This window comes from Neptuniibacter sp. QD72_48 (genome assembly GCF_047778065.1).
In the GTDB taxonomy this organism is placed as follows: Bacteria; Pseudomonadota; Gammaproteobacteria; order Pseudomonadales; family Balneatricaceae; genus Neptuniibacter.
Genome location: NZ_CP180547.1, coordinates 2,243,728 through 2,266,827 on the forward strand (window position 1 = coordinate 2,243,728; position 23,100 = coordinate 2,266,827).

Sequence of the window (23,100 nt, forward strand, 5' to 3'; positions counted from 1 at the left end):
ACCAATTAAGCTTCTTCTGCAATCGTTGCTTCGTACGCTTCTGCGTTTAGAAGTTTTGCCAATTCAGATGAATCAGACAGCTTAATTTTTACGATCCAGCCGTCTGTGTAAGGCGCTTCGTTTACGGTCTCTGGCGCATCTTCCAACGCTTCGTTTACTTCAACTACTTCACCGCTTACTGGAGAGTAGATGTCAGACGCTGCTTTTACAGACTCAACTAGAGAGAACTCTTCACCCGCTTCTACTGCGTGGCCGATCTCTGGAAGTTCAACGAAAACCACATCACCTAGAAGTTCCTGAGCGTGATCAGATACGCCTAGAGAGATAGTGCCGTCACCATTGTCCAGAACCCACTCATGGCTTGGTGTGAAAAGGTAGTTAGATGGAATGCTCATATTGTTTTCCTATTGCTCATTCGTTACACAGGTTTATTAACGGTAAAGAGGGAACTTCTTGCACAGCTCTTCGACCTGCGCACGCACTTCCGCTTCAACTTTGGAGTTATCTTCTGGGTTAGCCACTAGACCATCCAATACATCGCTAATCAGGTTACCAATCAGCTTAAATTCTTCTGGACCAAAACCACGGCTCGTTCCTGCTGGTGTACCTAGACGAATACCAGAGGTTACCATTGGTTTTTCAGGGTCAAATGGGATGCCATTTTTGTTACAAGTAATGCCCGCACGCTCTAGCGCTTCATCAACCACATTACCTTTCAGACCTTTAGGACGAAGATCGACCAACATCAGGTGCGTATCTGTACCGCCGGTTACGATGTCGCAACCACGTTCAACCATAACGCCCGCAAGTACTTTGGCATTCTCTACAACACGATCGATGTACACTTTAAATTCAGGCTGTAGCGCTTCACCGAAAGCAACCGCTTTCGCCGCAATCACGTGCATCAGTGGACCACCCTGAAGACCTGGGAATACCGCAGAGTTGATCTTCTTACCTAGATCCAGATCGTTAGATAGGATCATGCCGCCTCGTGGGCCGCGGAGAGTTTTGTGTGTTGTCGTCGTTACAACATGAGCATGTGGAAGCGGTGATGGGTGAGCACCCGTCGCAACTAGACCTGCAATGTGCGCCATATCAACAAACAGGTATGCGCCTACTTTGTCAGCGATCTCACGGAAACGCGCAAAATCGATCTGACGCGGAATCGCAGAACCACCTGCAATAATCATCTTCGGCTGACATTCAACCGCTAGCTTCTCAATTTCATCGTAGTCTATGCGGCTATCTTCACGAGATACACCGTATTGCACAGCGTTAAACCATTTACCGGAAAGGGCTGGACGCGCACCGTGAGTCAAGTGACCACCTGCATCCAGAGACATGCCCAATACAGTATCGCCCGGCTGTAACAGCGCCAACATAACCGCGCCGTTTGCTTGCGCACCTGAGTGCGGTTGCACATTGACGAACTCACAACCAAACAGCTCCTTTGCACGCTCGATAGCTAGGCCTTCAGCCTTATCAACGTACTCACAACCACCGTAGTAACGACGGCCCGGATAACCTTCTGCATATTTGTTTGTTAGTACTGTACCCTGCGCCTGCATTACGGCTTTAGATACAATATTTTCAGAGGCTATCAGCTCAATCCCCATCTCCTGACGATCAAACTCTTCATTTACTGCAGACAGCAGATCAGCATCGCGCTCTGCTAGGTCTTGGGTAAAAAATGCTTCGCAAACAGCGTCGTTGCGATACAGATCACTGTGACTCATGATTTTTTATTCTCTTATTTTTTTATTACGAAGAATCAGCAGGCAACCACGTTCACGGCCAGCCCACCTTGAGAGGTTTCTTTATATTTATCCTGCATATCCAGACCTGTTTGACGCATCGTTTCGATAACAGAGTCTAGAGATACATGATGTTCACCATCACCACGAAGCGCTAAGCGTGCAGCATTGATCGCTTTCACAGCACCCATAGTGTTACGTTCAATACATGGCACTTGCACAAGACCGCCAATCGGGTCACAGGTCAGGCCTAAGTTATGCTCCATGCCAATTTCCGCAGCGTTCTCGATTTGCTGGTTGGTACCGCCCATCACGGCACAAAGTGCACCAGCAGCCATAGAACAAGCTACGCCGATCTCACCTTGGCAGCCCACTTCGGCAGCCGAGATAGAAGCGTTCTTCTTATAAAGCATGCCGATCGCAGCGGAGGTTGCTAAGAAGTCAAAAATACCCTGGCGATTTGAACCCGGGACAAAACGGTCGTAGTAAGCTAGAACAGCAGGGATAACACCGGCAGCACCATTTGTTGGCGCCGTCACCACACGACCTCCCGCTGCGTTCTCTTCGTTAACCGCAATAGCAAATAGATTGACCCAATCCATTACGGTTAGCTGATCTTTCAGAGCTGCTTCTGGGCTAGATTTGAGTTCTTCATAAAGCTCGTGGGCACGGCGTTTAACATGTAGACCACCCGGTAGCTCACCCTCTTCTGTACAGCCACGCTTAATGCAGTTATCCATCACCTGCCAAAGGTTCCACAGACGCTCTTCTAACACGTCTTGTTCGGCCCATGTCAGCTCATTGGCTAAAACGATTTCAGCAATGGTTTTGCCTTCACGCTCACAGACTTCTAATAGCTCAACGCCATTATCGAAGTGGAAAGGAAGCTTGAATTCAGGTTCTGCACCTTTCTCTTTACCTGCTTCGGCGTCACTTAGTACAAAGCCACCGCCTACGGAGTAAAAGATGTTGTCGTGCAAAATAATGCCGGCTGCATCGTACGCTTTAAAATGCATGCCGTTTGGATGCTTTGGTAAGGACTCACCAAAGTTAAAAGGCAGATCCGTTTCAGGGTTGAACGCAATCATTCGCTCGCCTGCTAAATTGATCTGCTTAGTGCTACGAATCTGATCAACGTAAACAGGTACTTTATCTGGATCGACTAGGTCAGGCTTCTCACCCATTAGACCGATCATCACAGCAACATCGGTTGCGTGACCTTTACCTGTCATCGCTAAAGAACCGAACAAACCTACATGTACTGAGGCAACTTGATCCAGCTGATCACGCTTACGTAATTCATCTAAGAAACGATTAGCCGCAACGACTGGGCCTACCGTATGAGAACTGGAAGGACCAATCCCTACTTTATATAGATCAAAAATACTTAATGGCACTGCGACCTCACTACAGCGGTCTAACCGCTCTTTTTATTATTTTATGTATCTACTCTTTAAACCGTCTCTATGTACGGTTGCGGTTATAGTCCGCTTACTAAAGAGCTATATAACTTCGAACAAATTGATCATTAATTGTTCAAATACCGTCGATTTGATTTCAGACTAGCAGTGAGATTTTCCAAAATCAACAAAAAGTTTCCTATTGGAAACTTTTTTCATTTAAATCCAGTTTTGTTGCTCTCAAATTCACCTTAAACGCTTCTTGCTACATTAAAGCCTGTGTCTAATTTCATTGGCGCACCTAACTCAATAGAGAGAGCCCCTATGAATAAAAAGCAGCCTAAAACTAGCTAACGACGCTAGATTCATCATAGTAAACCGCCCTGCTGATAAGCTTTTTAACCTACTAGTCTAAGATGAAAATTTTTCCCGCAACGCCAACTACTTGTTTTTATTATGCTTTATTCAAAAAACAAGAATTAGACAGCTCTAATCAAATCTTTTTCAACATATTTTCGTTGAAATTAATTTTCCCTTACGCTAGCTTTGTTTCGTATTGGAAACTTATTTCACAAATAACCTTTCTTTATCTTGAGTGGCAGATTCAAGCGAAGTAAGCGAAGCCGAAAGCTTCACCTTTTGTAAGTAAGCATGTTTGGAAATCTAAAAGCTCTGCCCTGGTGCTTTAAGAAGTTTTAAACAATCCAAGTGCGTTCAAATAAAAATAACAATCCGATTGGAGTCTAGGTTCATGGAAACATTAACCTCTATCATCAGCAGCATTAATGGGATCGTGTGGGGTCCTATGATGCTTGTTCTTATTCTTGGCGTTGGTTTATTCCTAATGCTGGGTCTACGTCTTATGCCTCTTCTTAAACTAGGTACGGGTTTCAAACTGCTGTTCGAAGGCCGTAAAACTAAAAAAGGAGAAGAAAAAGAAGGCGAAATCTCTCCCTTCCAAGCACTAATGACTGCGCTATCAGCAACGGTTGGTACAGGTAACATTGCCGGTGTAGCAACAGCTGTATTCCTAGGTGGCCCTGGTGCTCTATTCTGGATGTGGTGTACCGCACTGGTTGGTATGGCAACTAAGTTCTCTGAAGCAGTACTGGCTGTGAAGTACCGTGAAGTAGATGAAGAAGGCCGCCATGTTGGTGGTCCGATGTACTACATCAAAAACGGTCTTGGCGCTAAGTGGGCTTGGCTAGGTACTGCATTTGCAATCTTTGGTGCAGTAGCCGCTTTCGGTATCGGTAACACGGTACAGTCCAACTCTGTTGCAGACGTTCTAGAGTCTAACTTTGGCCTAGATGTTTGGGTAACAGGCGTAATCCTAATGGTACTAGTAGGTGCTGTTCTGATTGGTGGTATCAAGCGTATCGGTGCCGTTGCTGGTTCTCTAGTACCTCTAATGGCAATCGCTTACCTAGGTGCTGGCCTTGTTGTACTAGCTATTAATGCTGAAGCAATCCCTGCAGCCTTGGATCTAGTATTCACTCACGCATTCTCTCCAGCTGCGGCTGAAGGTGGTTTTGCGGGTGCTGCTGTTTGGGCTGCTATCCGTTTCGGTGTAGCACGTGGTGTCTTCTCTAACGAAGCGGGTCTAGGTTCTGCACCTATTGCCCACGCTGCGTCTCAAACAAAAGATCCTGTTCGCCAAGGTCTAATCGCGATGCTGGGTACGTTTATCGATACCCTAATCATCTGTTCGATTACCGGTCTGGTTATCATTACTTCTGGTGCTTGGACATCAGGCGAGTCTGGCGCAGCACTAACGTCTGCAGCGTTCGCTCATGCACTTCCTGGCGTTGGTAACTACCTAGTAGCTATCGCTCTAGCGGTATTCGCTTTCACTACAATCATCGGCTGGTCCTTCTACGGCGAACGCTGTGTTGAGTTCCTATTCGGTGTTAAAGCGATCAAACCATACCGTGTTCTTTGGATTATTGCGGTGCCTGTAGGCGCAATCGTAAGTCTGGATTTCATCTGGCTAGTAGCAGATACGCTAAATGCCATGATGGCGCTGCCTAACTTGATTGCTCTGGCGCTATTAAGCCCGGTTGTCTTCAAACTGACTAAAGAGTACTTCGCGCGTAACGGTGCTCCAGTTGATACAACTGACGGTAAAAACGCTTAATCAGTAAAGAAGGAACCTGCTAACAAGCCTTATACGACTCAGGCTTACAGAGCAATTGAAGCACGAGGCAATGATTATAGGCATGCTGGTTGCCTGTCGAAAATCATTAACAAAGTGATTCTGTTGCTCTGTTAGCCCCGAAGGGTGGGCTCTAAAACGACCATCTACTTTGTCAGCCAGTTTGAAAAGGTCTAGACATTTCACTGCACTGGCTTTCGCGTATCTGGTCGTTTTATAGCCCACTGAGAAAGTATGAGACTTATTCGCAGGTTCCAAGGATCGGATCACCGATGGTGGTCCGATCCTTTAAAGCCAGAACAATCTGTTGAAAGAGTTTTATCTCAATAGAGCTTTTCCATCAGATTGTACTTAAAGAACTGTAGTCAAAGAACTGCACCTGAAGAACACGAGCAGCTTCGCAAAGACGAAGGCTGCACAGAACAAGCATTATGGAGAACACGATGTCCGAACTGAGCAAAACACCTCTATATGACCTGCACATTGAGCTAGGTGGAAAAATGGTACCTTTCGCAGGTTTTGAAATGCCGGTTCAATACCCGCTAGGTGTAAAGAAAGAGCACGTTCATACCCGTGATCACGCTGGTCTTTTTGATGTATCTCACATGGGTCAGGTTAAGCTAACAGGCGAAAATGTTGCAGCTGAACTAGAGAAACTAGTACCTGTAGACATTATCGATCTTCCTACAGGTAAACAGCGTTATGCCCTTTTCACTAACGATGAAGGAGGCATCATGGACGACCTGATGGTGACTAACTACGGTGACCACCTTTACGTTGTAGTTAACGCTGCATGTAAAGACCAGGACATCGCTCACATGCGCGCACACCTTGGTGAAGGCGTTGAGTTGGAAGTTCTAGATGATCGTGCATTGGTTGCACTTCAAGGCCCAGAAGCGGCACAAGCATTATCGCGCATCTGCCCAGAAGTAAATGAACTTGTATTTATGGACTCTCGTCACATCGCTATCGATGGTGTTGATTGCTTCGTCAGCCGTTCTGGTTACACAGGTGAAGATGGTTATGAGATCTCTATCCCATCTGCTGAAGCAGATCGTCTATGCCGCCTATTCCTAGAGCAGCCAGAAGTTGAATTTATTGGTCTTGGTGCACGTGACTCCCTACGTTTGGAATCTGGCCTATGCCTATACGGTCACGACCTAGATCCAACAACAACGCCAATCGAAGGCAGCCTTATCTGGGCGATCAGCAAGTGCCGTCGTGCCGATGGTGAACGTGCTGGCGGTTTCCCTGGCGCTGACAAGATCCTTGATCAGATCGCTAACAAAAACTACAGCCGTAAGCGTGTTGGCCTTATCGCATCGGGTAAAGCTCCGATCCGTGAGGGCGCTGACCTTGTTAATGCTGACGGTGAAAAGATCGGTACTGTTACTTCTGGCAGCTTCGGCCCAACTGTAGGCAAGCCAGTAGCTATGGGTTATGTAGAAACCGCTTACTCTGCACTTGAAACAGAAGTTTTCGCTCTAGTACGTGGCAAGCAGCTACCAATGGTGGTTTCGAAAGCACCATTTATTGAGCAGCGTTACTTCCGCGGTTAATCCGTTTCCATCCCTGTAAGTCTTGGAGGCCGGGCTGCCACCCTTATCAGCTTGGCCTCTATTTTTAATTGAACATCGCGAGGTGTCACTATGGAATTGATTCCACTACAAGAGCTGAAAGGCGAATCAAAAATGTCTCGTCTGCGTCATAAACCGGACCCAGAAAGAGAACGCCTACGTAAACCGGAATGGATTCGTATAGATGCCCGCTCAAATGCCAATGTAAAAAAGGTTAAGAAACAACTTCGCGACCTTAAATTACATACAGTTTGTGAAGAAGCATCCTGCCCTAACTTGGCAGAGTGCTTTAGTCACAAAACTGCGACATTGATGATCATGGGTGCTATTTGTACACGTCGCTGCCCTTTCTGTGATGTAGCGCATGGTCGACCAATGGCGCTTGATCCAGAAGAGCCAAAGAATTGTGCATCCACTATCGAAAAGCTCGGTCTTAAATATGTGGTTATCACCTCGGTAGATCGCGACGATCTAAGAGACGGCGGTGCAGCGCATTTTTCTGAAGTTGTAAAAGAAGCACGTAAAGTCAGTGACGACCTAAAGGTTGAGATCTTAGTTCCAGATTTTCGCGGCAAAGTTGATCTTGCATTAGAGATCTTATCTCAGCAGGTTCCAGATGTTCTGAATCACAATATGGAAACTGTACCTAGCTTGTACCCATCGGTACGCCCGGGTGCGGATTACCATAACTCGCTCAACCTGCTTTACCAATTTAAGCGCTTAAATCCAGAAGTCGATACAAAATCTGGATTGATGGTTGGTTTGGGTGAAACCAAAGAAGAGATCATCAAAGTAATGAAAGACCTTCGTGCTAATGATGTCGACATGTTAACCATCGGCCAATACCTACAGCCAAGTAAATATCACCTCGCTGTAGAGCGTTATGTAACGCCAGAAGAATTTAAAGAGTACGAAGAGATCGGTTACGAACTTGGCTTTAAGAATGTTGCCAGTGGCCCGATGGTTCGCTCCTCTTACCACGCTGATTTACAGGCGAAAGCCCTGTAAAGGAGTAAAAATGTCTATGCAAAACAATACTAACAAAGCCACTCAAGGCGGCACGCTTGTTCACTTGAATATTCAAGCAGCGATAGACAACGACAGCCGAATTAATAGCATTATTGTTCGAGAACGCCCTTTTATTGGCGATCTTGCACTGGATACCGAGCCTGACCAAGATTTGCTTATCGCCGTGGGTGAAGTGATGGGCGTTGCTCAACCGCTAACGGTTAATCGCATCTCTTGCATGGGCCGTTTAGCGATTCTGTGGATCAACGAGAACCGTTGGTTGGTTCTTCCACCTACCGGTGCGCATGAATCTGTATTCCAAGCTCTACGCGAAACCTTTGGGGAAGATCTTAAACTAGAAACCTCCGAAGACGGCTCAAAAGCGTATCTAAATAAAGCAGCGATTCATTACCTACTAAGCAGCTCTAATACCCAACAGTTTTCATGCTTACCCGTGACTGATGTTGAGCTAGCTGAAGGCATCAACATTATGTCTCTGCACGACACTAAGAATTACGACATTCTGGTACGTAAGAGCTGTGCAGAAAGCCTATGGCAGTGGCTACAAAAGAACACTGAATCACCAAAAAATCACTAACAGATACACCAGTAGGACAAAGACCGATAATGTCAGTTTACACCGCAGTTAGCTTTTCAGAACTTCAAACTCACCTTCAGAACTACGCTGTCGGTGAGTTACAAAGCTATAAAGGCATTAGTGCAGGCGTTGAGAACAGCAACTTTTTTGTCGATACCGATCAAGGCCGCTTTGTCCTAACACTGGTTGAATCTGTACCTAAAGAGAAACTGCCCTTTATTCTGGGCCTAGTTGATCATCTAGCGATTAACGAGCTTGCCTGCGCTCAGCCTATTCACCTGAATAACGGTGATCTATTCGGTATGCTCAACGGCAAACCCGCCGTATTAATGAACTGTTTAGAAGGCGCACCACTAAATCAGCCAACGCTTTCTCAAGCGAAAACAATTGGTAGCACCCTAGCTCAGTTCCACCAGCTTTCGTCACAATTAGAGCTCGATGAATACAGCCATATTCCGCAGTGGTGTAACGAGTTGGCTTCTCGTGTGTTACCGAAGCTAGATAAAGAGCAGCAAACGTTATTACAAAACAGCTTGATGGAAACCGGTGATATCGACTGGACGACATTACCCTCAGGACCTGTACACGCAGACCTGTTCCCGGACAACGCTATGTTTGATGGCGAGCGTTTATCGGGGCTAATCGATTTCTATCACGCGTGCTCTACACCTTATCTATACGATCTAAGCGTTACCCTTAACGCTTGGTGCTTTGACGAAACCAATAATCAGTTTGATATCCAGAAAGCGCAGCAGATGCTGCACATGTATCAGGAGATCCGCCCTTTAGATCCGATGGAGATCGATCTGTTACCGGCAATGATGAAAACCGCAGCGCTGCGCTTCTGGTTATCCCGACTTCGCGACATCCATTTCCCTACTGCTGGGGAAGATGTCACCCAAAAGAATCCGCAAGGAAAACAAGCGCTTTTAGAACGCCTAAAAAGCGACTTCCCAGTTATTCTTTAATCATCTAAAAGAATTATTTTTATAGCTCCCCATTATGGTTCGCTTGCACCACAATGGGGCTGCTGTTCTGCACCACGCTGCTAGCCCTTTAGATACGGCAACTCCTTAGTTGAATTAAACTCATCTTTCGCAGATGCAACATGAATTTCAATACTTGAATGAATATTCATTGTGAATTTTTATCCTCCTAATGTATTAGAGAATCTTAAATTCCTCTTCTAAACTCATATTTGCCGGTTTGGAGAGAGACCGGTAGAGACTCCGATAGACATAAAAAAATAGCCTGTTAAAGGCAGAGGAAGAGAGAAATGTTGACCTACGAAGAATGCCTGGAACTAAGTGACCTAACTGCAGACGAAGTTGATGCCATTGCAGAACACGAACACATGGACCCAATGATCGCCATGGCTCTTGGTCATTACATGATTACCCATGACGGCGAACAGAAAATTAAACGAATTATTATGGATGACATCGCTAAAGCGCAGCGTGATCATAACTATGCTCATGCAGAAATGCTGCAAAAAGTGTTGCAGCACTTTATAGCGACTCACCCAGAACACGGCGCCCAGCAAGCAGCCGCGTAAAACGCACCAAATTCATAGCGAAACCTTCCCCTTCGATACCGGTTTAAGGGTGCATTTGCACCCTAACCGGGTCACTTTTGATAAGCATCAACACCCCTGTTAACTAGCCCTGCTAAAGTAGACTTCTATCTATAAATATCGCTGATAAGCAGTACGCAATGACACAAAAACGCCCCAACCCTGCAAAGCGCTCTACCCCATGTGAACACCAAGACAGCTACGTTTATCAGATCCGCAATAGCCTCTACATCAACTTAACCGACCGTTGCACTCTCGCCTGCCAGTTCTGCCCAAAACATAACGGCTCAACCGAAGTTAAAGGTCACGAACTCTATCTAAGCAAACGCCCAGAAGCAGATACCATTATTCCCTTAATCGGCAAACCAACCGATTACGATGAAATCGTATTTTGTGGCTACGGCGAACCCACCTTGCGCCTAACAGCCCTGTTACAAATCGCTACTTGGGTAAAAGAAAACGGCGGTAAAACCCGTATCAATACCGATGGCCTCGGCAGCCTCTTCCACAAACGCGATATAGTGCCTGAATTAGCTGGATGCATAGACGCACTATCGATCTCGCTTAATGCTCAAAACGAAGAGGTCTACCAACAACACTGTCAACCTGCCCTACCCGACTCTTACCAAGCAGTAAAAGCCTTTATCAAACGCGCCAGCGAACTGATTGATGATGTTCAGGTATCGGCAATTAATGGTTTAGAGAGTGTTGATGTTGTTCAGTGTCGAGAGATTGTTGAGGGATTGGGTGCGGAGTTTAAGCAAAGGGAGTTGGGTGTTGTTGGTTAAGGCAGGACGCAGCTTCGCTGCTAGAGGACGGCTGCGCCTAGAGAACGCTACGCTTTTAGGACGCCACTTCGTGGCTAGAGAAAAAGACTCAAACCAATACTTTCCTGCACTTTTCATATTCACTTATCTCTGCCAGTATGGAGACAACTAAGGAAATAGGTTAACCCACCTTAATGGATTATTGAGAATGATTCGTAAAAATGATCATTTTCCAAATTTGATGTAGAAACACGAAACTTTGTCGCCTTTCTACAATTTTTCATTTTCATAATTCCTGACTAATACATTTAATTTCAACGGATTAAAAACTATTACCGATTAATATTAATTTGGAGATATACGACAAAGTGTCGCCTTTCCGCAAACCACTTGTCGTATATTTAGCTGTTATAAGGCACTAATCAATCATGGGTAGTTACTTCCAATTAGAGCAAGACATTAAGGAATTCATTGAGCATGGCGGGCCTCATGATAGAGTCTTAATTACCATCGATAATGTTGATATTCTCGCTACAGGTATTGCTCAGCATGACGATGGATTCTGCCTAGAATTTAATAGCTTTCATATACGGGACTTTTTCAAAAGAAGAGCTTTTAAAAAATTCTGCAAAGAGCACAAGCTAGAAATTTTTAGAACTGCTAAAGTGCCAGAATGCATCACTCCGAAGGCAGATATTAGACCTTCAGCTCAAGAAATAGTGGTTTTGTTAAAGGAATATTTTCAACAAGTTCACGGATTGAAAGATGACTATTCTTTTCAAATACATAAGCGTGTATTCACGCCTTATAACAAATAACAGCAACCGATCGTCGCTGCGCTCCTTCGGTTGTGTTGGGCGTTAGGTATACCCAATAATGGAACCGAAACAAACGAAGATAGGTATCGAAACGACTGACGCTGAAACGGGAAATGTTGATGCTGAATTTCCTTGGGCCGATCATCTAGGAGGTGATCGTTACCAGCTTAAAAATTTTCCATTTTACGCGTACGGTGTGTCATTCGATGATGTTGTAGAGGCTCAACTAAAATACGACGATGACCCATACCCTTATTTAATAAAAGTTTTAGAGAAATCTGGTCATCGAACTCTTCGAATTCTACTAGATGAATCGGTAAAGAAATCTAAACGCTCTGTAGATATATTAGAGCATTTAGCATCAATGGACTGTGGGTATGAAGGTATGGGTGGGGAAAAATATTTTGTCATAAACGTCCAGCCCAAATGTGACTTTGATGCCGTCCGTGACTATTTAAATGCAGAGAATATACAGTGGGAATATGCAGATCCAACTTATGATCAAATACATGAGCAAAATACCTAACAAGCACATTAAAAATCGCCCACAAAAAGCGTGGGCTGGACTCGCTAACGCTCGCCTTTTATGTGGGCGTTATGTTTCGCGAGATATCGAGTAGATGAAGCTAATCGGAAGTAAAATGGAGAGAGACTTTCGCGAAGAGTTGTTGAAATCTAGCGAGGCGCTCCAAGACCCAGAATCAAAGTTGCGGCAGGTATTAGAGGATGAAAGCCATATTACTCAAAATGCTTACGTTCTCCACTGGACTTCTGAGCAGCTTGAAGATTTATACACTGTATTAATCAGTGGCTCTTATCTAGTCGACGTAGAAATCGACAAGTACGATGACTCCAAGTCACCAAAAGTAAAGAGAAACGAATTAAAGCCCTATCTGCATGGGCTAAGTAAAATAAATCAAGTTAGATTGGCGGTGGCACAGGACTTAGCATGTACAAAAACATAACAAGTAACAGCATCCGATCGTCGCTGCGCTCCTTCGGTTGTGTTGGGCGTTATATCTCATTCAATTTTGGTGCAGTAAATGAAATGTGAAGTTTGTGGACGTTCAATCACTATCAACTGGGGTAACGACTCCGCAGTTGTGTGTGAAGAGCACCGTGATCACATCGTTCAAATAACATCTGCAAAAGAAGCAAAAGCTAAAGAATGGCACGATGGGCAGTCTAAGCCTCCATCTACAGAAGTTGAAGCTACCACAGAGAGATTGCTATCTGTTTGGTGGGCTTTTACTTGGCGCTATGTGCTTTTAATGGGAATCATCGGAAGCTTTTTGGGAGCATTGCTTCATCATTCTTTGCAAGTGTTAGTAGCTAAACAAGTGCTGACAATTTTAGTCGCTAAATATATTGAAGGTGGATTTAACTTGGTTTTAGCTGCGTTCTTCATTTTTATCGCGCTAGATACATTAATTGGCAAAAAAATAGCCAATGTTAGGTTGGTATTAGTTAGCTCTAAGCCAGCAGAAGACAATGAAATATAACAATCAAAGGCATCCGACGCATGCTGCGCGGTAGCTTTAGGCGTTATGTGTCAATACAGTAGGAATCTTAAGCTATGTCATTTCAACCTATTTTTAGCTCAAAAAGCTTGAGAAACTTTTTACTCAGCGAGTATTTCTTATGGCTTATTCTGGCAGGCCTTGTTTCTGGGAGGTTTCTATTAGCTCTTTCTGATACACCTCCCGAGTTTATAGCAAAAACGATCAGTCGTTATTACTTTGACCTCCTTTTAGGTGTATTGGTTACAATCTTCCCATTACTGTTTCTTCAGATATTTGGAAGTACTCCTCTTCAGGCATTTCGTGAAAGAAAGCGAAATAACGGAAAGGAAGGGATGGTAATTCAAGGTAATAACAATATTATCCATATGCCTGAAGACGGTAAAACAACTACCAATGCTAGTGAGTTTGACTCTGAAATATCGGCTTATTTACATCGCTTAGCACGAGATTCAGAGGATCTGGCCAAGAAAATATACAACAGGTCTGGGGTGTATCTAATCTTCGGTGTGTTGATTGCCTTCAGTGGAATTTTCTATTTTGCGTTTCAGAGCTTATCAATTTCCGATGAGATGGAGTTAGGACCATTACTCATCGCTCTCGCCCCGAGGTTCGGGATACTATTTTTTATTGAATTCATAGCTTTTTTCTTCTTGAAGCAATATCGAGCTGCGATGGATGAGTTTAGGCACTATGAGAGTGTAAAAAGAACAAGAGAGTCACAACTTTCTATTTACCTAATGGCGACAGAAACTTTTTCTGAAACTGACTTTTCAAAAGTCATAGATAAAATCAATTTCTTCGAAAATTCTGGTCGTTTATCTCACGGTGAAACTACTGAGCTGATAGAGCTAAGCAAACAAAATAACTCAGAAATTGAGGCTTTAAGCAGTATCGTAAAGGATGTCATTAAGGCAGGAAAAAATGCTGCGTAAAACACATAACAAATCAATTAAATCGCTTCGCTAGGACGCGCTTTGCGCGCCATTTATTGAGGCGTTGGTATGACTCCCACTGTCAAGTACAGGCACACTGATTTCTGCTTTATCTGTTAAGCCCTTCTTTCAATTAAAGTGAGTGAGCGCATCGAATGAGGCCGGTAAGTTCGTCGGTTTTCATGCTGGTATTCGTGGGTTACTCACTTTTCAGTAAGCAGTGCCTACCTTACTTTTTCCGTCGTGACACCGTTCTTCAGTCTATGCTCGTGGATCAACTGCGGGTGCAGTTGCCTGCCTAACGCCGTCGGAGATTATGCCACTGCCGTGGTCTGATCCGATGCACTCGCTCAACGCCTCTCATTACGCAGGGACCCTTGATAACCGTTTAGCTGGATCCACTGGTGATAAAACCACTTCTCTGGCAATCGCCCAGATATACGCCACCATCTCCCGCGCTATTGCCGTGACAACTACGTTATAGTGTTTCCCTCGTTTCATTAAACGTTGATAACGACGGCATAAGCGCAACTGAGCTTGCCACCCAATATCTACGATCTCTTTACTCAAACACTCCTGTCGCTTCTGTAACTCGGTTGAGATATTGGCGCTATAGCGATAGCTGTGCGCGCCTTCAATTAATAGGCGCCTTGCACGGCCATTACCGCATTTAGTGATACAGCCTTGCCTGCGATGCCCACCACTGGAATGTTCGCTGGGGACTAAGCCGAGATAACTCATCAACTTACGGGGATGATCAAAGCGGGTGAGATCGCCCAGCTCTGCAATCACACCCACCGCAACCAACAGACGTACTCCACGCATCGCCTGTATTGCTTTTTCAACAGGATAGTATCGCCAGTTTTTGACATGATGGATTAGCTCATTATCCAGTCGCTCCAAGCGTTTGATCCGTTCAGTTATGGTCTGTATGTATTCCTGTAGAACGATTTGCTGGCTTGGGTAAGGTAGTATCAGTTCTGTCAGCCACCGCAGGTGTTTTTGTGACCAGTTATCCTGCACGGTGGGTTTGATATTGTTACGGAGCAGTAGGGCCTTGAGTTGGTATTTGCCATCTTTCAGGTCTTTCATGGCAGTTTCACGGGCACGAGAAAGGTCACGGATTGCTTCATCTTCCGGTTCTGGAACGTAGATGGGATCTAGGTCGCCGGTACGTAGTAGATTCGCCAGTTTCATGGCATCACGCTTATCGGTTTTGATACGTTCCCCTGGCTTTTTGGGAATGAGAGAAGGTGCTACAACATAGCAGGGGAACCCCAAGCTGGTGAGCAACCGATAGACCCAATAGCCACAGGGGCCAGCTTCATAGACGAAGTGCAATGTGGCTTTTGGGTATTTTGATTGCATCTGTCGAGTCAGTTTAGTCATCGACAATTTGCTGCTGGAGATGCGTCCGAGATGAACGATATCAGCTTGTCGTTGATCTTGGACATAGGCTACTTCGACAAACTCTTTATGGGTGTCTAAGCCAATAAAAACTATGCTACTGTTATTCATGCTGACCTCCGTTATGTATTGGTAACAGATACAGTATGGCTCTGGCTTTCAGCTAACCCACGAGAGGACGGAGGTCAGCACCTCGTGGGAGTCATTATGTCTAGGTTTAGCATGAGTACAGATTACAATTGGAAGTGTGCAGTTTGCGATACTGCGAATATCGGTGAATCTAATTTTTGTTCGAAATGTTCATCATCAGCAGAGCTTAATTCAATTGAAATCGCTGAACGGAAAAGAGCTCTTCGAGAAGGGGTGGCATTTGATGATCAGTCAGATGAAGTATTAGCACCCAGAACTAAACAAGGTAAAGCACTTGCTTGGGCAACTGATATTTCCATGGGGGAAAACCCAGAAGCTCGAATGCTGGGTACTATTTTTTTTTACGTTGTAATTAATGTAGCAATCGTTGCAATAGCCATTCGAACTTATCAACTAGGAAACCTCGATGGAAATTCTTTGGTATCAGCATTTATTGGTATTTTTGCTGCTTTAGAAGTTAAGAGGTTTTGTTTAGGTAAAACTACATATTTAGAAAGTTATATAGCTACAGCTGTCAAAGGTAATACAGTCATAAGATGGATAGGTCTAGCTCTGGACATTGTGTTGCTCTATGTGGCCTTGGCAATAATATAAACCTAACAATCAAAGCCATCCGACGCATACTGCGCGGCTGCTTTAGGCGTTACAAGGCAAAAGGCTTTTTAAGTAAATTCAGTTCGAATCAGGTAAATCCTGCTAGTAGTTAGCAGGCCAGCATCAAGGAATGTGCTGCTTCATATCTCAATCATTCTGTTCTTGGTGCTATTAGGGACTTTGTAGTTTCGGCACCTCCGTCTCTATTTTCTGGTGTGCCATAGCTATAAATTACAGTAGTAGCTAGTGCGGTGCATTAGCTTTAAATTAACAGGTTCAACGCGTTAGGAGTGTTTAAATGGTTATGGGGTGTTGCCGTGTAACAAAAAGCAGCAATCGATCGTCGCTGCGCTCCTTCAATTGTGCTGGGCGTTATGTGAAAAGGAGAGAAAATGTCGGTTGAACCATTTTATTTAATTATTACAGACAGAGATCAAGGTGTATTTAACATTGTTGGCCCTATGACTGACGATACAAGCTGGAACAAGAAAGTTTGTGAATGCCAAAATCAAGGACGCAGCGTTAACTGTCAAACAGCAAATCGTGCACATTCTTGCGAAGTTCTCAAAGAACGGGTCGCCATGCAGCTTAATTTGAAACATACAGACAATCCAATTTTGTAATCACATAACCAGCGTATGTTGGTCGCCCCTGCGGTGCTGGGACGGCCTTCGCGTTGCTCAGTCCGCCCCAAATACGGGCGTTATCTCCCAAGCAACTGAGTAATGAGCTGAAGTATCCAAAACAAGATATCTTTTACCAGCGGCAATCTTTTATAGAAAATCGAATTAGAATCCGCCCCATTCAAGAAGCAAAATATTATTTTGTATAGCTCTATATAGCCCATCCAGCTTAGCTAGACACCTTTGAAACAGAGGTTTTTTTAGGAAAGTCACAAAAATACCGAGCCCAGATAGGCTCGGTCAATTAAAGCAAAAACACTTTCTTCCTAGCCATCCTGAGTAATCTGGCCGATCAACTCATTTAAGGTGGATTCAGCGGCGTCATTCTCAACCTGACAAGTGCCTGCTGCATGATGACCACCACCGCCATATTTCAGCATCAGCTCGCCCACATTGGTTTTAGAACCTCGGTCAAAGATCGACTTACCAGTCGCAAATACAGTGTTCTGTTGTTTTAGGCCCCAAAGAACATGGATGGAGATATTACATTCAGGGTATAAGGCGTAGATAACAAAACGGTTACCGGCGTAGATAGTCTCTTCGTTACGTAGATCTAAGACAACGAGATTGCCATGTACGGTAGCGCAACGTTTGATCTGATCTTTAAACTTCGCTTCTTGCTCAAAGTAAAGGTCGACCCTTTCTTTTACATCCGGCAGCGCTAGGATCTCATCGATATTGTGATCTTTGCAGTAATCGATCAGGTCCATCATCAGGTTGTAGTTGGAGATTCTAAACTCTCTAAAACGGCCAAGACCGGTACGGGCATCCATCAAGAAATTGAGCAGTTCCCACCCCTTAGGGTTCAGAACTTCTTCTTGGTTATATTGCGCCGAGTCGCCCTTATCGACCGCTTCCATCATGTCGGTCCATTCATCGGGGAAACCATCGATGCCGCCATAATGTAGCCACACCACTCTTGCAGCTGATGGGGCTTCGGGATCGATGATGTGGTTTTCTCTCTCGCCTTTATTTCGAATGGTTTCAGATAGATGGTGATCAAATACAAGATGAGCAGCTTCGACATACGGCAGGTTTGTGGTGATGTCGTTGGAGGTTATATCGACTGTCCCATCCTGCATATCCTTAGGATGAACAAATTTAATATCATCAATCAGATCCAGATGTTTAAGCAAAACTGCACAAACTAAACCATCAAAGTCACTACGGGTTACCAACCGAAATTTATCTCGTGACATACTTCGCTTCCTTATTCTTGTTGTTGCCGGAGAGTGTTATGCACTGAAATCTATAAGCTTTTTCCAAGCTGCTAGAGCAGTATAGACAAGAATGATTGAGGAAGAAGCAAAATCTAGCTAGTGATCGTCGTCAACTATTCTAAAGAAGACTCCACCTTCATACGTAAAATAGATTCACCTACAACCTAGCTTCGACAACTTTACAGACTTCCCTTCGGTAACATGGCGGTAAAAAACTTCCGCACTCGTGCGGAAGAGCCTTTCCCCTCAGAGCAAAGAAACCTGCTTAATCCCTATAATTACGGCCTATCTAGTTCTGGAATGATTTATGCTTAAAAATGTACAAAAGATACATTTAGCTAATATTCAAGGAACCTTAGATGTCTAGCATTAATTCATACTCCGCTGTCTACGGATCATCTTTATTAAACACCAATAATCAAATAAAAACGGCTGCTACAGATTTCGCAGCAGAAGCTAACGATTTGGTAAAAGAAGGCCTTATTGGTGAAGACAGTTTAATTGGTTTTGGTGCTCAGTCCGGTTCCATCAGTTACTGGAGCAATCAAAGTCATGCTCAATGGAAAGCCTATAACCAAGAAGGCAGTGATGCTGCTCTACAAGCTGCTGAGTATCACAAACAGATGATTGCTGAGCGACAAGATATCGCCAACCAATACCTCAGCCAAGTTACATCCTTAGCTACAGAGTTCAATGATCTCAGCATGGATAAGATTAGTTTTCATCAGGTGTTAGATAACGCGCAGGCTGGAAATTCTTTGACTCACGGCCTGGATCATTTGAGCGAGTCTGACGTTAAAAAAATTGAGCAGTTTTGGCAGGACCAAACGGCTAATTTAAATCGACTTGATAATAGCCTGACTCGTTTACAAAGCTTTCCAAAAGATCTTGATAATTGGCTTCAGCATCAAGACGAGCCTATCAGCGATGAAGTCTTTCAAATTGTAGATCAGCTGAAAAATAGCTGGGTGAATATAGAATCTACAGGTCCAGAAAAAGACTACCAAGCGCGAAGCTTTGACCTTCAAATAGAAGAAGGTGCCTCAACACCGAACACAGTAGCTATTTCTGAATCGGATAAAGGCTCTTCATTGCTGCAAAGCCTTGAACAAGTAGCTCTTAAAAATGCACAGATTGATTACACATCTTTTGGCTTTAAAGATAATTTGCTCGAATACGCAGGCAAAGAGTTTTTACAACATGATCTCCGACAGACTTATGCTGAAATGCAAATCTTAAGTAAAGATCTGTATTCTGAGTTTTCTGACCTGTTTGGTAAAAGCAGCGGGAATAGTCCTTACAGCTTACAAGATATGATCGATAACCACCTTGAGAACAAACCGTTAGCACAACTCGAAGATGGTTCGATACATCCTCAAGAGCTAGCAATTCAAGAATTCTGGAAAGAGAATGAATTAGCATTAGAGCAATACAGTGCCAAACAACAAAAGCTCAATGACCAGCCGGATAATTTTGGTGCTTATCAAAGCCAAAACAAGTCCAAAATTAATCAATATTTCATGGATAATTTGGACCGCTTTTTAAACATGAAACTAAGCTGAAAAGCGTCACAGATAAAAGCCAAATACGTTAGAAGTGGATAAGGCGAATAAATAAGTAAAGTGTTTACTCGCCTTCCCTAAATTCCGAATTATTCATATGTAACCCAACCTCGATAAACCACTTCGGCTGCATTTGATCAAAATCGGTTCTGATCTTGCTGTCCAGATAGCTTGCTGAATCCAGCACAAATGGCTTCCCGTCTAGCCTTTGAAACACAACCCAATGCCAAAAATCTTTGCCCTCTTCTTGATAGTGCTTAATCGATAAAAGCGCTAAATCGGGCAACTCTTCCCAAGTGTTAAACGGCGTTTCTATATTTGAAACTGAGGCATTCTGGCTCTTCAAAAGTTGACGAACGTAATCGGTTTGAGACCAGAGCGATTTGTCGTCTGCAAAGATCCCCATTGCATTGGCGATCTGTTTCATCTCGGCATATGTTTTACCCACGATATTGGCCACAGAGGCGATTCCACAGCCTGTCACTTCCTCTTGCACCACAGGCTCTATCTTATGTGTGTGTAACATGCCCTATTACTCTACTAACTGATCACTTTAGCTAATTAATACAGATCTTAAGTTATATGTCTGCATTGTCATATTGCAGAAACCTTTGCCTCCTACAATAGCCGCCTCCGTGACAGATCACCACACAAATAGATGAGAGTATTGCTGTGAAGACTACTGTTTTTGACCTTATCTGGAAGTTTAAGAACGCGCTGGAAAAACAGGGCCATGAAAAAATAGATCTACACCGCTTTACCCACGAAAGAGACTATCGTAAAGCGATCTTACTCAATGTAGATATTAGTGAGCTACCGCTAAGTCACTCTCTACAGAAGATCTATAAAGATCTACTAGAAGCAGACGAGCTAGAGTTGGCTAAAGAGGTCGAGCTACCACCTGAGCCAAAGCCAGCGCCTATTCCAGCTCAAGAGAAGCAAAAATCGAATAAAGATCCAAACGACAAACCTATTTTCTACGGTATTGCCGCAGTCGTTTTACTGGTATTTGGCTTCGCTGTATTCCAATTTTCTAGCACAACCCAAGAAGCTAAAGCACCAATCGCAGCGATTAATGCACCCAAACCTACAAGCTCAGCTGCAAAGGTGGCCGAGCAGCCGAAACCGACAGCAGAGACAACTGCAGCTCAACCAGCTAATGCCGTTGAAGTAGTCAGAACTGAAGTTAAGAAAGTTGAATCTGCTCCACCAGCAATGCAACCAGTACCGGTTGTAGCTGCAGCCGTTGTCGAAGTTGAAAAGATTGTTAAAACAACACCTTTTCGCATCCAAGGATCAAATACGATCGGTGAAGTACTTGCGCCAGAATTGCTAAAAGCGTTTTACGCTAGCGAAGGAGCCCAGCAATCCACTTTGGTAGCGAGTGATATTGAAGTCGAAAACAACCTAGAGATTACTTACCCGGGTAAAAAAGAGATCTCGGTTATCCCAATTCATGCGCACGGTTCTAGTACGGGCTTTAAAGCCTTAAACGAAAATAAAACCGACCTTGCGATGGCTTCTCGTCGAATCAAAGATAAAGAAGTTGAGCAGTTAGAAAGCCGTTACGGCAATCTAAAATCTAAAAGTACCGAACACATCATTGGGATGGATGGTTTGGCAGTCATTGTTAACCCAGATAACCCAATTGCTCACCTCAGCACAGAAGATCTGGCTAAGCTGTTTGCCGGTAATATTACTAACTGGAGCGAGTTAGGCGGCCCTGATCTAGCAGTTAAGATCTATGCCCGCGATAGCAACTCGGGCACTTGGGACTCATTTAAATCCATGGTGCTTAAAAAGCACGGTGTTAAGCTTTCTGAATCTGCCGAGCGATTAGAGTCCAGCGTTGAACTATCAGATAACGTTAGTAAAACAGCAGGAGCCATTGGCTTTATCGGTCTACCTTACGTTTTACGTGCTAAAGCCCTGGCGATCTCTGATGGTGAAAAAGGTTTACCGATCTACCCAACCTCTTTCACGATCTCTACAGAAGACTATCCGTTGGTTCGTCGTCTTTATATATACGAGCCGAGCACCATTAGCACGCAGTCAGAAGCTCATAGCTTTATCAGTTTTGTTCTATCTAAAGAGGGGCAAGATGTTGTTAAGAAAGCTGGTTTTATTTCGCAGAATATCTACCCGACCACGCCTGCATTAACGGATACCTACCCGCAGGAATATATTCAATCCGTTAAGAATGCTCAGCGTTTATCACTAAACTTCCGTTTTAAAAGTGGCACTGTAGTTTTAGATAACAAAGCGGTGCGAGACTTGGAGCGTGTGATTCAATTCTTTGAATCCAACCCGGGTCAGCAAGCCACGTTGATCGGTTTTTCCGACAGTATTGGCGACCCTGTAATAAATAAAAGCTTGTCTTTGCAACGCGCAAGAGCCGTTGAACAAGCGCTACTTGCTCGCGGAATTAATATTCAACGCTCAATAGGTTTAGGTGAGATGGCCCCGATCGCCTCTAACTTAACTAAGCTTGGCCGCGAGAAGAATCGCCGCGTAGAGATTTGGATCGATAGCAACAACGCTCAGAGTTACAACACAGCGACTCGCTAATATTGCTCTCACCTGTCCCCAAAAGGCGATCACTTTGATCGCCTTTTTCTTTGGCACAATTTACACACGGCACAGAGGTTCTCTTTTACTGCTATATGAAGATAAATCCCTTGCCTTTTATAGGCTCAAATTACATAGTGACTAGCTAATATTTACCATCTTAAACGCTACACTATCTCAGAGTTCAATTATGTCTTTAGAGAGCGCTATCTCTTTCTTTTTGGCCGTTTTAGTCTTCGGGGTTACTCCAGGACCAGGCGTGTTCGCCATATTAGCAAGAGCTCTGACCTCTAATGCCCGCTCGTGCATATCCCTAGCTTTGGGTATGACCATCAGCGATATTCTCTACTTAATCGCAGCTTGTTTTGGCCTTGCCGTTATAGCCAACCAATGGGGTGAACTATTTACTGTAATCCGCATTGTCGGGGCGATTTATCTTGTCTATCTAGGATGGAAGATGTGGAATGCACCATTAAATCTGGATTCAGAGCCTGACAAGAATTCTAGATCAGGTGCGATTTCGGGATTTGTGCAAGGCTTTTTGATATCCGCTTCAAACCCCAAAGTCATCCTCTTTTACATCGCCTTTCTTCCAACATTTATGGATTTAGAGGCGCTCACCGGAGGAGACATAATCTTAGCGTCTGTATTAACGCTGATAGCATTAATGATTGGAATCATGATGATCGCCATTTTTGCGGCAAAATCACGTCGTTTTTTCCAATCAGAGAAAGGTGTTAAAAGGCTAAATCGAAGCGCAGGATCCATTATGGTTGCAGCGGGTGCCTATTTAGCGTCCCGTCACTAAGCG

Annotated in this window: 23 protein-coding genes; 17 read left to right on the top strand and 6 right to left on the bottom strand. The window is 44.2% G+C overall.

All coding sequences use genetic code 11. The annotated features are described in order from the left end of the window. Window positions 1-5 precede the first annotated feature (5 nt). The 3 genes from gcvH to ACMXYX_RS10025 are packed head-to-tail and all read right to left on the bottom strand — an operon-like array spanning window position 6 to window position 3,151. Window positions 6-395: a glycine cleavage system protein GcvH gene (gcvH, locus tag ACMXYX_RS10015; protein WP_415891729.1), complete on the bottom strand. Its 390-nt coding sequence runs from the start codon at window positions 393-395 to the stop codon at window positions 6-8. Window positions 396-431: 36 nt separating this feature from the next. Next, entirely contained in the window at window positions 432-1,736 is a 1,305-nt protein-coding gene (locus ACMXYX_RS10020) for a serine hydroxymethyltransferase (protein WP_415896399.1), read from the bottom strand. Window positions 1,737-1,771: 35 nt separating this feature from the next. Further along, window positions 1,772-3,151 carry an L-serine ammonia-lyase gene (locus tag ACMXYX_RS10025; protein ID WP_415896400.1) on the bottom strand — a complete coding sequence of 460 codons (1,380 nt, stop codon included), beginning with the start codon at window positions 3,149-3,151 and terminating at the stop codon, window positions 1,772-1,774. A 754-nt stretch (window positions 3,152-3,905) separates the two neighbouring features. Between ACMXYX_RS10025 and ACMXYX_RS10030 the strand changes: the two genes are divergently transcribed. From ACMXYX_RS10030 to ACMXYX_RS10085, 12 genes are all read left to right on the top strand, one after another. Then, window positions 3,906-5,291: an alanine/glycine:cation symporter family protein gene (locus ACMXYX_RS10030; RefSeq protein ID WP_415891731.1), complete on the top strand. Its 1,386-nt coding sequence runs from the start codon at window positions 3,906-3,908 to the stop codon at window positions 5,289-5,291. A 461-nt stretch (window positions 5,292-5,752) separates the two neighbouring features. Continuing rightward, window positions 5,753-6,868 carry a glycine cleavage system aminomethyltransferase GcvT gene (gene gcvT, locus ACMXYX_RS10035; RefSeq protein WP_415896401.1) on the top strand — a complete coding sequence of 372 codons (1,116 nt, stop codon included), beginning with the start codon at window positions 5,753-5,755 and terminating at the stop codon, window positions 6,866-6,868. Window positions 6,869-6,958: 90 nt separating this feature from the next. Continuing rightward, window positions 6,959-7,894 (top strand): lipoyl synthase, encoded by a 936-nt coding sequence (gene lipA / locus ACMXYX_RS10040; RefSeq protein WP_415884244.1) that lies wholly within the window; start codon window positions 6,959-6,961, stop codon window positions 7,892-7,894. A 10-nt stretch (window positions 7,895-7,904) separates the two neighbouring features. After that, a complete protein-coding gene (locus ACMXYX_RS10045; RefSeq protein WP_415896402.1) occupies window positions 7,905-8,492 on the top strand; it encodes a sarcosine oxidase subunit gamma family protein in 588 nt (195 codons plus the stop codon). 29 nt (window positions 8,493-8,521) lie between these two features. After that, entirely contained in the window at window positions 8,522-9,460 is a 939-nt protein-coding gene (locus ACMXYX_RS10050) for a homoserine kinase (RefSeq protein WP_415905959.1), read from the top strand. 308 nt (window positions 9,461-9,768) lie between these two features. Continuing rightward, entirely contained in the window at window positions 9,769-10,047 is a 279-nt protein-coding gene (locus ACMXYX_RS10055; protein WP_415896404.1) for a hypothetical protein, read from the top strand. A gap of 158 nt (window positions 10,048-10,205) precedes the next feature. Continuing rightward, window positions 10,206-10,853 (top strand): TatD family nuclease-associated radical SAM protein, encoded by a 648-nt coding sequence (locus ACMXYX_RS10060; protein WP_415905960.1) that lies wholly within the window; start codon window positions 10,206-10,208, stop codon window positions 10,851-10,853. Between the two features lie 407 nt (window positions 10,854-11,260). Continuing rightward, complete coding sequence (locus tag ACMXYX_RS10065) at window positions 11,261-11,650, top strand: hypothetical protein (RefSeq protein WP_415905961.1); 390 nt, start codon at window positions 11,261-11,263, stop codon at window positions 11,648-11,650. A 58-nt stretch (window positions 11,651-11,708) separates the two neighbouring features. Further along, on the top strand, window positions 11,709-12,176 hold the full coding sequence (locus ACMXYX_RS10070) for a DUF4265 domain-containing protein (protein ID WP_415905962.1): 468 nt from the start codon (window positions 11,709-11,711) through the stop codon (window positions 12,174-12,176). A gap of 94 nt (window positions 12,177-12,270) precedes the next feature. Then, window positions 12,271-12,615 (top strand): hypothetical protein, encoded by a 345-nt coding sequence (locus tag ACMXYX_RS10075; RefSeq protein ID WP_415905963.1) that lies wholly within the window; start codon window positions 12,271-12,273, stop codon window positions 12,613-12,615. Between the two features lie 78 nt (window positions 12,616-12,693). Then, window positions 12,694-13,152 (top strand): hypothetical protein, encoded by a 459-nt coding sequence (locus ACMXYX_RS10080; protein ID WP_415905964.1) that lies wholly within the window; start codon window positions 12,694-12,696, stop codon window positions 13,150-13,152. Window positions 13,153-13,226: 74 nt separating this feature from the next. Then, complete coding sequence (locus ACMXYX_RS10085) at window positions 13,227-14,105, top strand: hypothetical protein (RefSeq protein ID WP_415905965.1); 879 nt, start codon at window positions 13,227-13,229, stop codon at window positions 14,103-14,105. 363 nt (window positions 14,106-14,468) lie between these two features. Here the strand turns inward: ACMXYX_RS10085 and ACMXYX_RS10090 are convergent, their stop codons facing one another. Further along, window positions 14,469-15,623, bottom strand: coding sequence for an IS110 family transposase (locus ACMXYX_RS10090; RefSeq protein ID WP_415905966.1), 1,155 nt, complete (start codon window positions 15,621-15,623; stop codon window positions 14,469-14,471). A gap of 111 nt (window positions 15,624-15,734) precedes the next feature. On the opposite strand from ACMXYX_RS10090, the gene ACMXYX_RS10095 reads away from it, so the two are divergent. Further along, entirely contained in the window at window positions 15,735-16,256 is a 522-nt protein-coding gene (locus tag ACMXYX_RS10095) for a hypothetical protein (protein WP_415905967.1), read from the top strand. A gap of 392 nt (window positions 16,257-16,648) precedes the next feature. After that, the gene (locus tag ACMXYX_RS10100) at window positions 16,649-16,879 is read left to right on the top strand and encodes a hypothetical protein (RefSeq protein ID WP_415896407.1); all 231 of its coding nucleotides are present in this window, start codon (window positions 16,649-16,651) and stop codon (window positions 16,877-16,879) included. Between the two features lie 326 nt (window positions 16,880-17,205). Here the strand turns inward: ACMXYX_RS10100 and ACMXYX_RS10105 are convergent, their stop codons facing one another. Next, window positions 17,206-18,138, bottom strand: a complete 933-nt coding sequence (locus ACMXYX_RS10105; RefSeq protein ID WP_415896408.1) for an exopolyphosphatase — start codon at window positions 18,136-18,138, stop codon at window positions 17,206-17,208. A gap of 380 nt (window positions 18,139-18,518) precedes the next feature. Between ACMXYX_RS10105 and ACMXYX_RS10110 the strand changes: the two genes are divergently transcribed. Next, complete coding sequence (locus ACMXYX_RS10110) at window positions 18,519-19,721, top strand: hypothetical protein (RefSeq protein ID WP_415881554.1); 1,203 nt, start codon at window positions 18,519-18,521, stop codon at window positions 19,719-19,721. Window positions 19,722-19,785: 64 nt separating this feature from the next. On the opposite strand, the gene ACMXYX_RS10115 is transcribed toward ACMXYX_RS10110, so the two are convergent. Next, window positions 19,786-20,247, bottom strand: a complete 462-nt coding sequence (locus tag ACMXYX_RS10115) for a hypothetical protein (RefSeq protein WP_415881555.1) — start codon at window positions 20,245-20,247, stop codon at window positions 19,786-19,788. A 146-nt stretch (window positions 20,248-20,393) separates the two neighbouring features. On the opposite strand from ACMXYX_RS10115, the gene ACMXYX_RS10120 reads away from it, so the two are divergent. Then, window positions 20,394-22,289, top strand: a complete 1,896-nt coding sequence (locus ACMXYX_RS10120) for a phosphate ABC transporter substrate-binding/OmpA family protein (RefSeq protein ID WP_415896410.1) — start codon at window positions 20,394-20,396, stop codon at window positions 22,287-22,289. Between the two features lie 190 nt (window positions 22,290-22,479). Beyond that, a complete protein-coding gene (locus ACMXYX_RS10125; protein ID WP_415896411.1) occupies window positions 22,480-23,097 on the top strand; it encodes a LysE family translocator in 618 nt (205 codons plus the stop codon). Window positions 23,098-23,100 lie beyond the last annotated feature (3 nt).

Coding starts and splice junctions, on each gene's coding strand:
- gcvT (WP_415896401.1), top strand. CDS start 5,753: ATGTCCGAACTGAGCAAAACACCTCTATATGACCTGCACATTGAGCTA.
- ACMXYX_RS10045 (WP_415896402.1), top strand. CDS start 7,905: ATGTCTATGCAAAACAATACTAACAAAGCCACTCAAGGCGGCACGCTT.
- ACMXYX_RS10085 (WP_415905965.1), top strand. CDS start 13,227: ATGTCATTTCAACCTATTTTTAGCTCAAAAAGCTTGAGAAACTTTTTA.
- ACMXYX_RS10075 (WP_415905963.1), top strand. CDS start 12,271: ATGAAGCTAATCGGAAGTAAAATGGAGAGAGACTTTCGCGAAGAGTTG.
- ACMXYX_RS10055 (WP_415896404.1), top strand. CDS start 9,769: ATGTTGACCTACGAAGAATGCCTGGAACTAAGTGACCTAACTGCAGAC.
- ACMXYX_RS10125 (WP_415896411.1), top strand. CDS start 22,480: ATGTCTTTAGAGAGCGCTATCTCTTTCTTTTTGGCCGTTTTAGTCTTC.
- ACMXYX_RS10105 (WP_415896408.1), bottom strand. CDS start 18,138: ATGTCACGAGATAAATTTCGGTTGGTAACCCGTAGTGACTTTGATGGT.
- ACMXYX_RS10065 (WP_415905961.1), top strand. CDS start 11,261: ATGGGTAGTTACTTCCAATTAGAGCAAGACATTAAGGAATTCATTGAG.
- ACMXYX_RS10110 (WP_415881554.1), top strand. CDS start 18,519: ATGTCTAGCATTAATTCATACTCCGCTGTCTACGGATCATCTTTATTA.
- ACMXYX_RS10070 (WP_415905962.1), top strand. CDS start 11,709: ATGGAACCGAAACAAACGAAGATAGGTATCGAAACGACTGACGCTGAA.
- ACMXYX_RS10060 (WP_415905960.1), top strand. CDS start 10,206: ATGACACAAAAACGCCCCAACCCTGCAAAGCGCTCTACCCCATGTGAA.
- ACMXYX_RS10020 (WP_415896399.1), bottom strand. CDS start 1,736: ATGAGTCACAGTGATCTGTATCGCAACGACGCTGTTTGCGAAGCATTT.
- ACMXYX_RS10090 (WP_415905966.1), bottom strand. CDS start 15,623: ATGAATAACAGTAGCATAGTTTTTATTGGCTTAGACACCCATAAAGAG.
- ACMXYX_RS10050 (WP_415905959.1), top strand. CDS start 8,522: ATGTCAGTTTACACCGCAGTTAGCTTTTCAGAACTTCAAACTCACCTT.
- ACMXYX_RS10030 (WP_415891731.1), top strand. CDS start 3,906: ATGGAAACATTAACCTCTATCATCAGCAGCATTAATGGGATCGTGTGG.
- ACMXYX_RS10100 (WP_415896407.1), top strand. CDS start 16,649: ATGTCGGTTGAACCATTTTATTTAATTATTACAGACAGAGATCAAGGT.
- ACMXYX_RS10080 (WP_415905964.1), top strand. CDS start 12,694: ATGAAATGTGAAGTTTGTGGACGTTCAATCACTATCAACTGGGGTAAC.
- ACMXYX_RS10115 (WP_415881555.1), bottom strand. CDS start 20,247: ATGTTACACACACATAAGATAGAGCCTGTGGTGCAAGAGGAAGTGACA.
- ACMXYX_RS10095 (WP_415905967.1), top strand. CDS start 15,735: ATGAGTACAGATTACAATTGGAAGTGTGCAGTTTGCGATACTGCGAAT.
- lipA (WP_415884244.1), top strand. CDS start 6,959: ATGGAATTGATTCCACTACAAGAGCTGAAAGGCGAATCAAAAATGTCT.
- gcvH (WP_415891729.1), bottom strand. CDS start 395: ATGAGCATTCCATCTAACTACCTTTTCACACCAAGCCATGAGTGGGTT.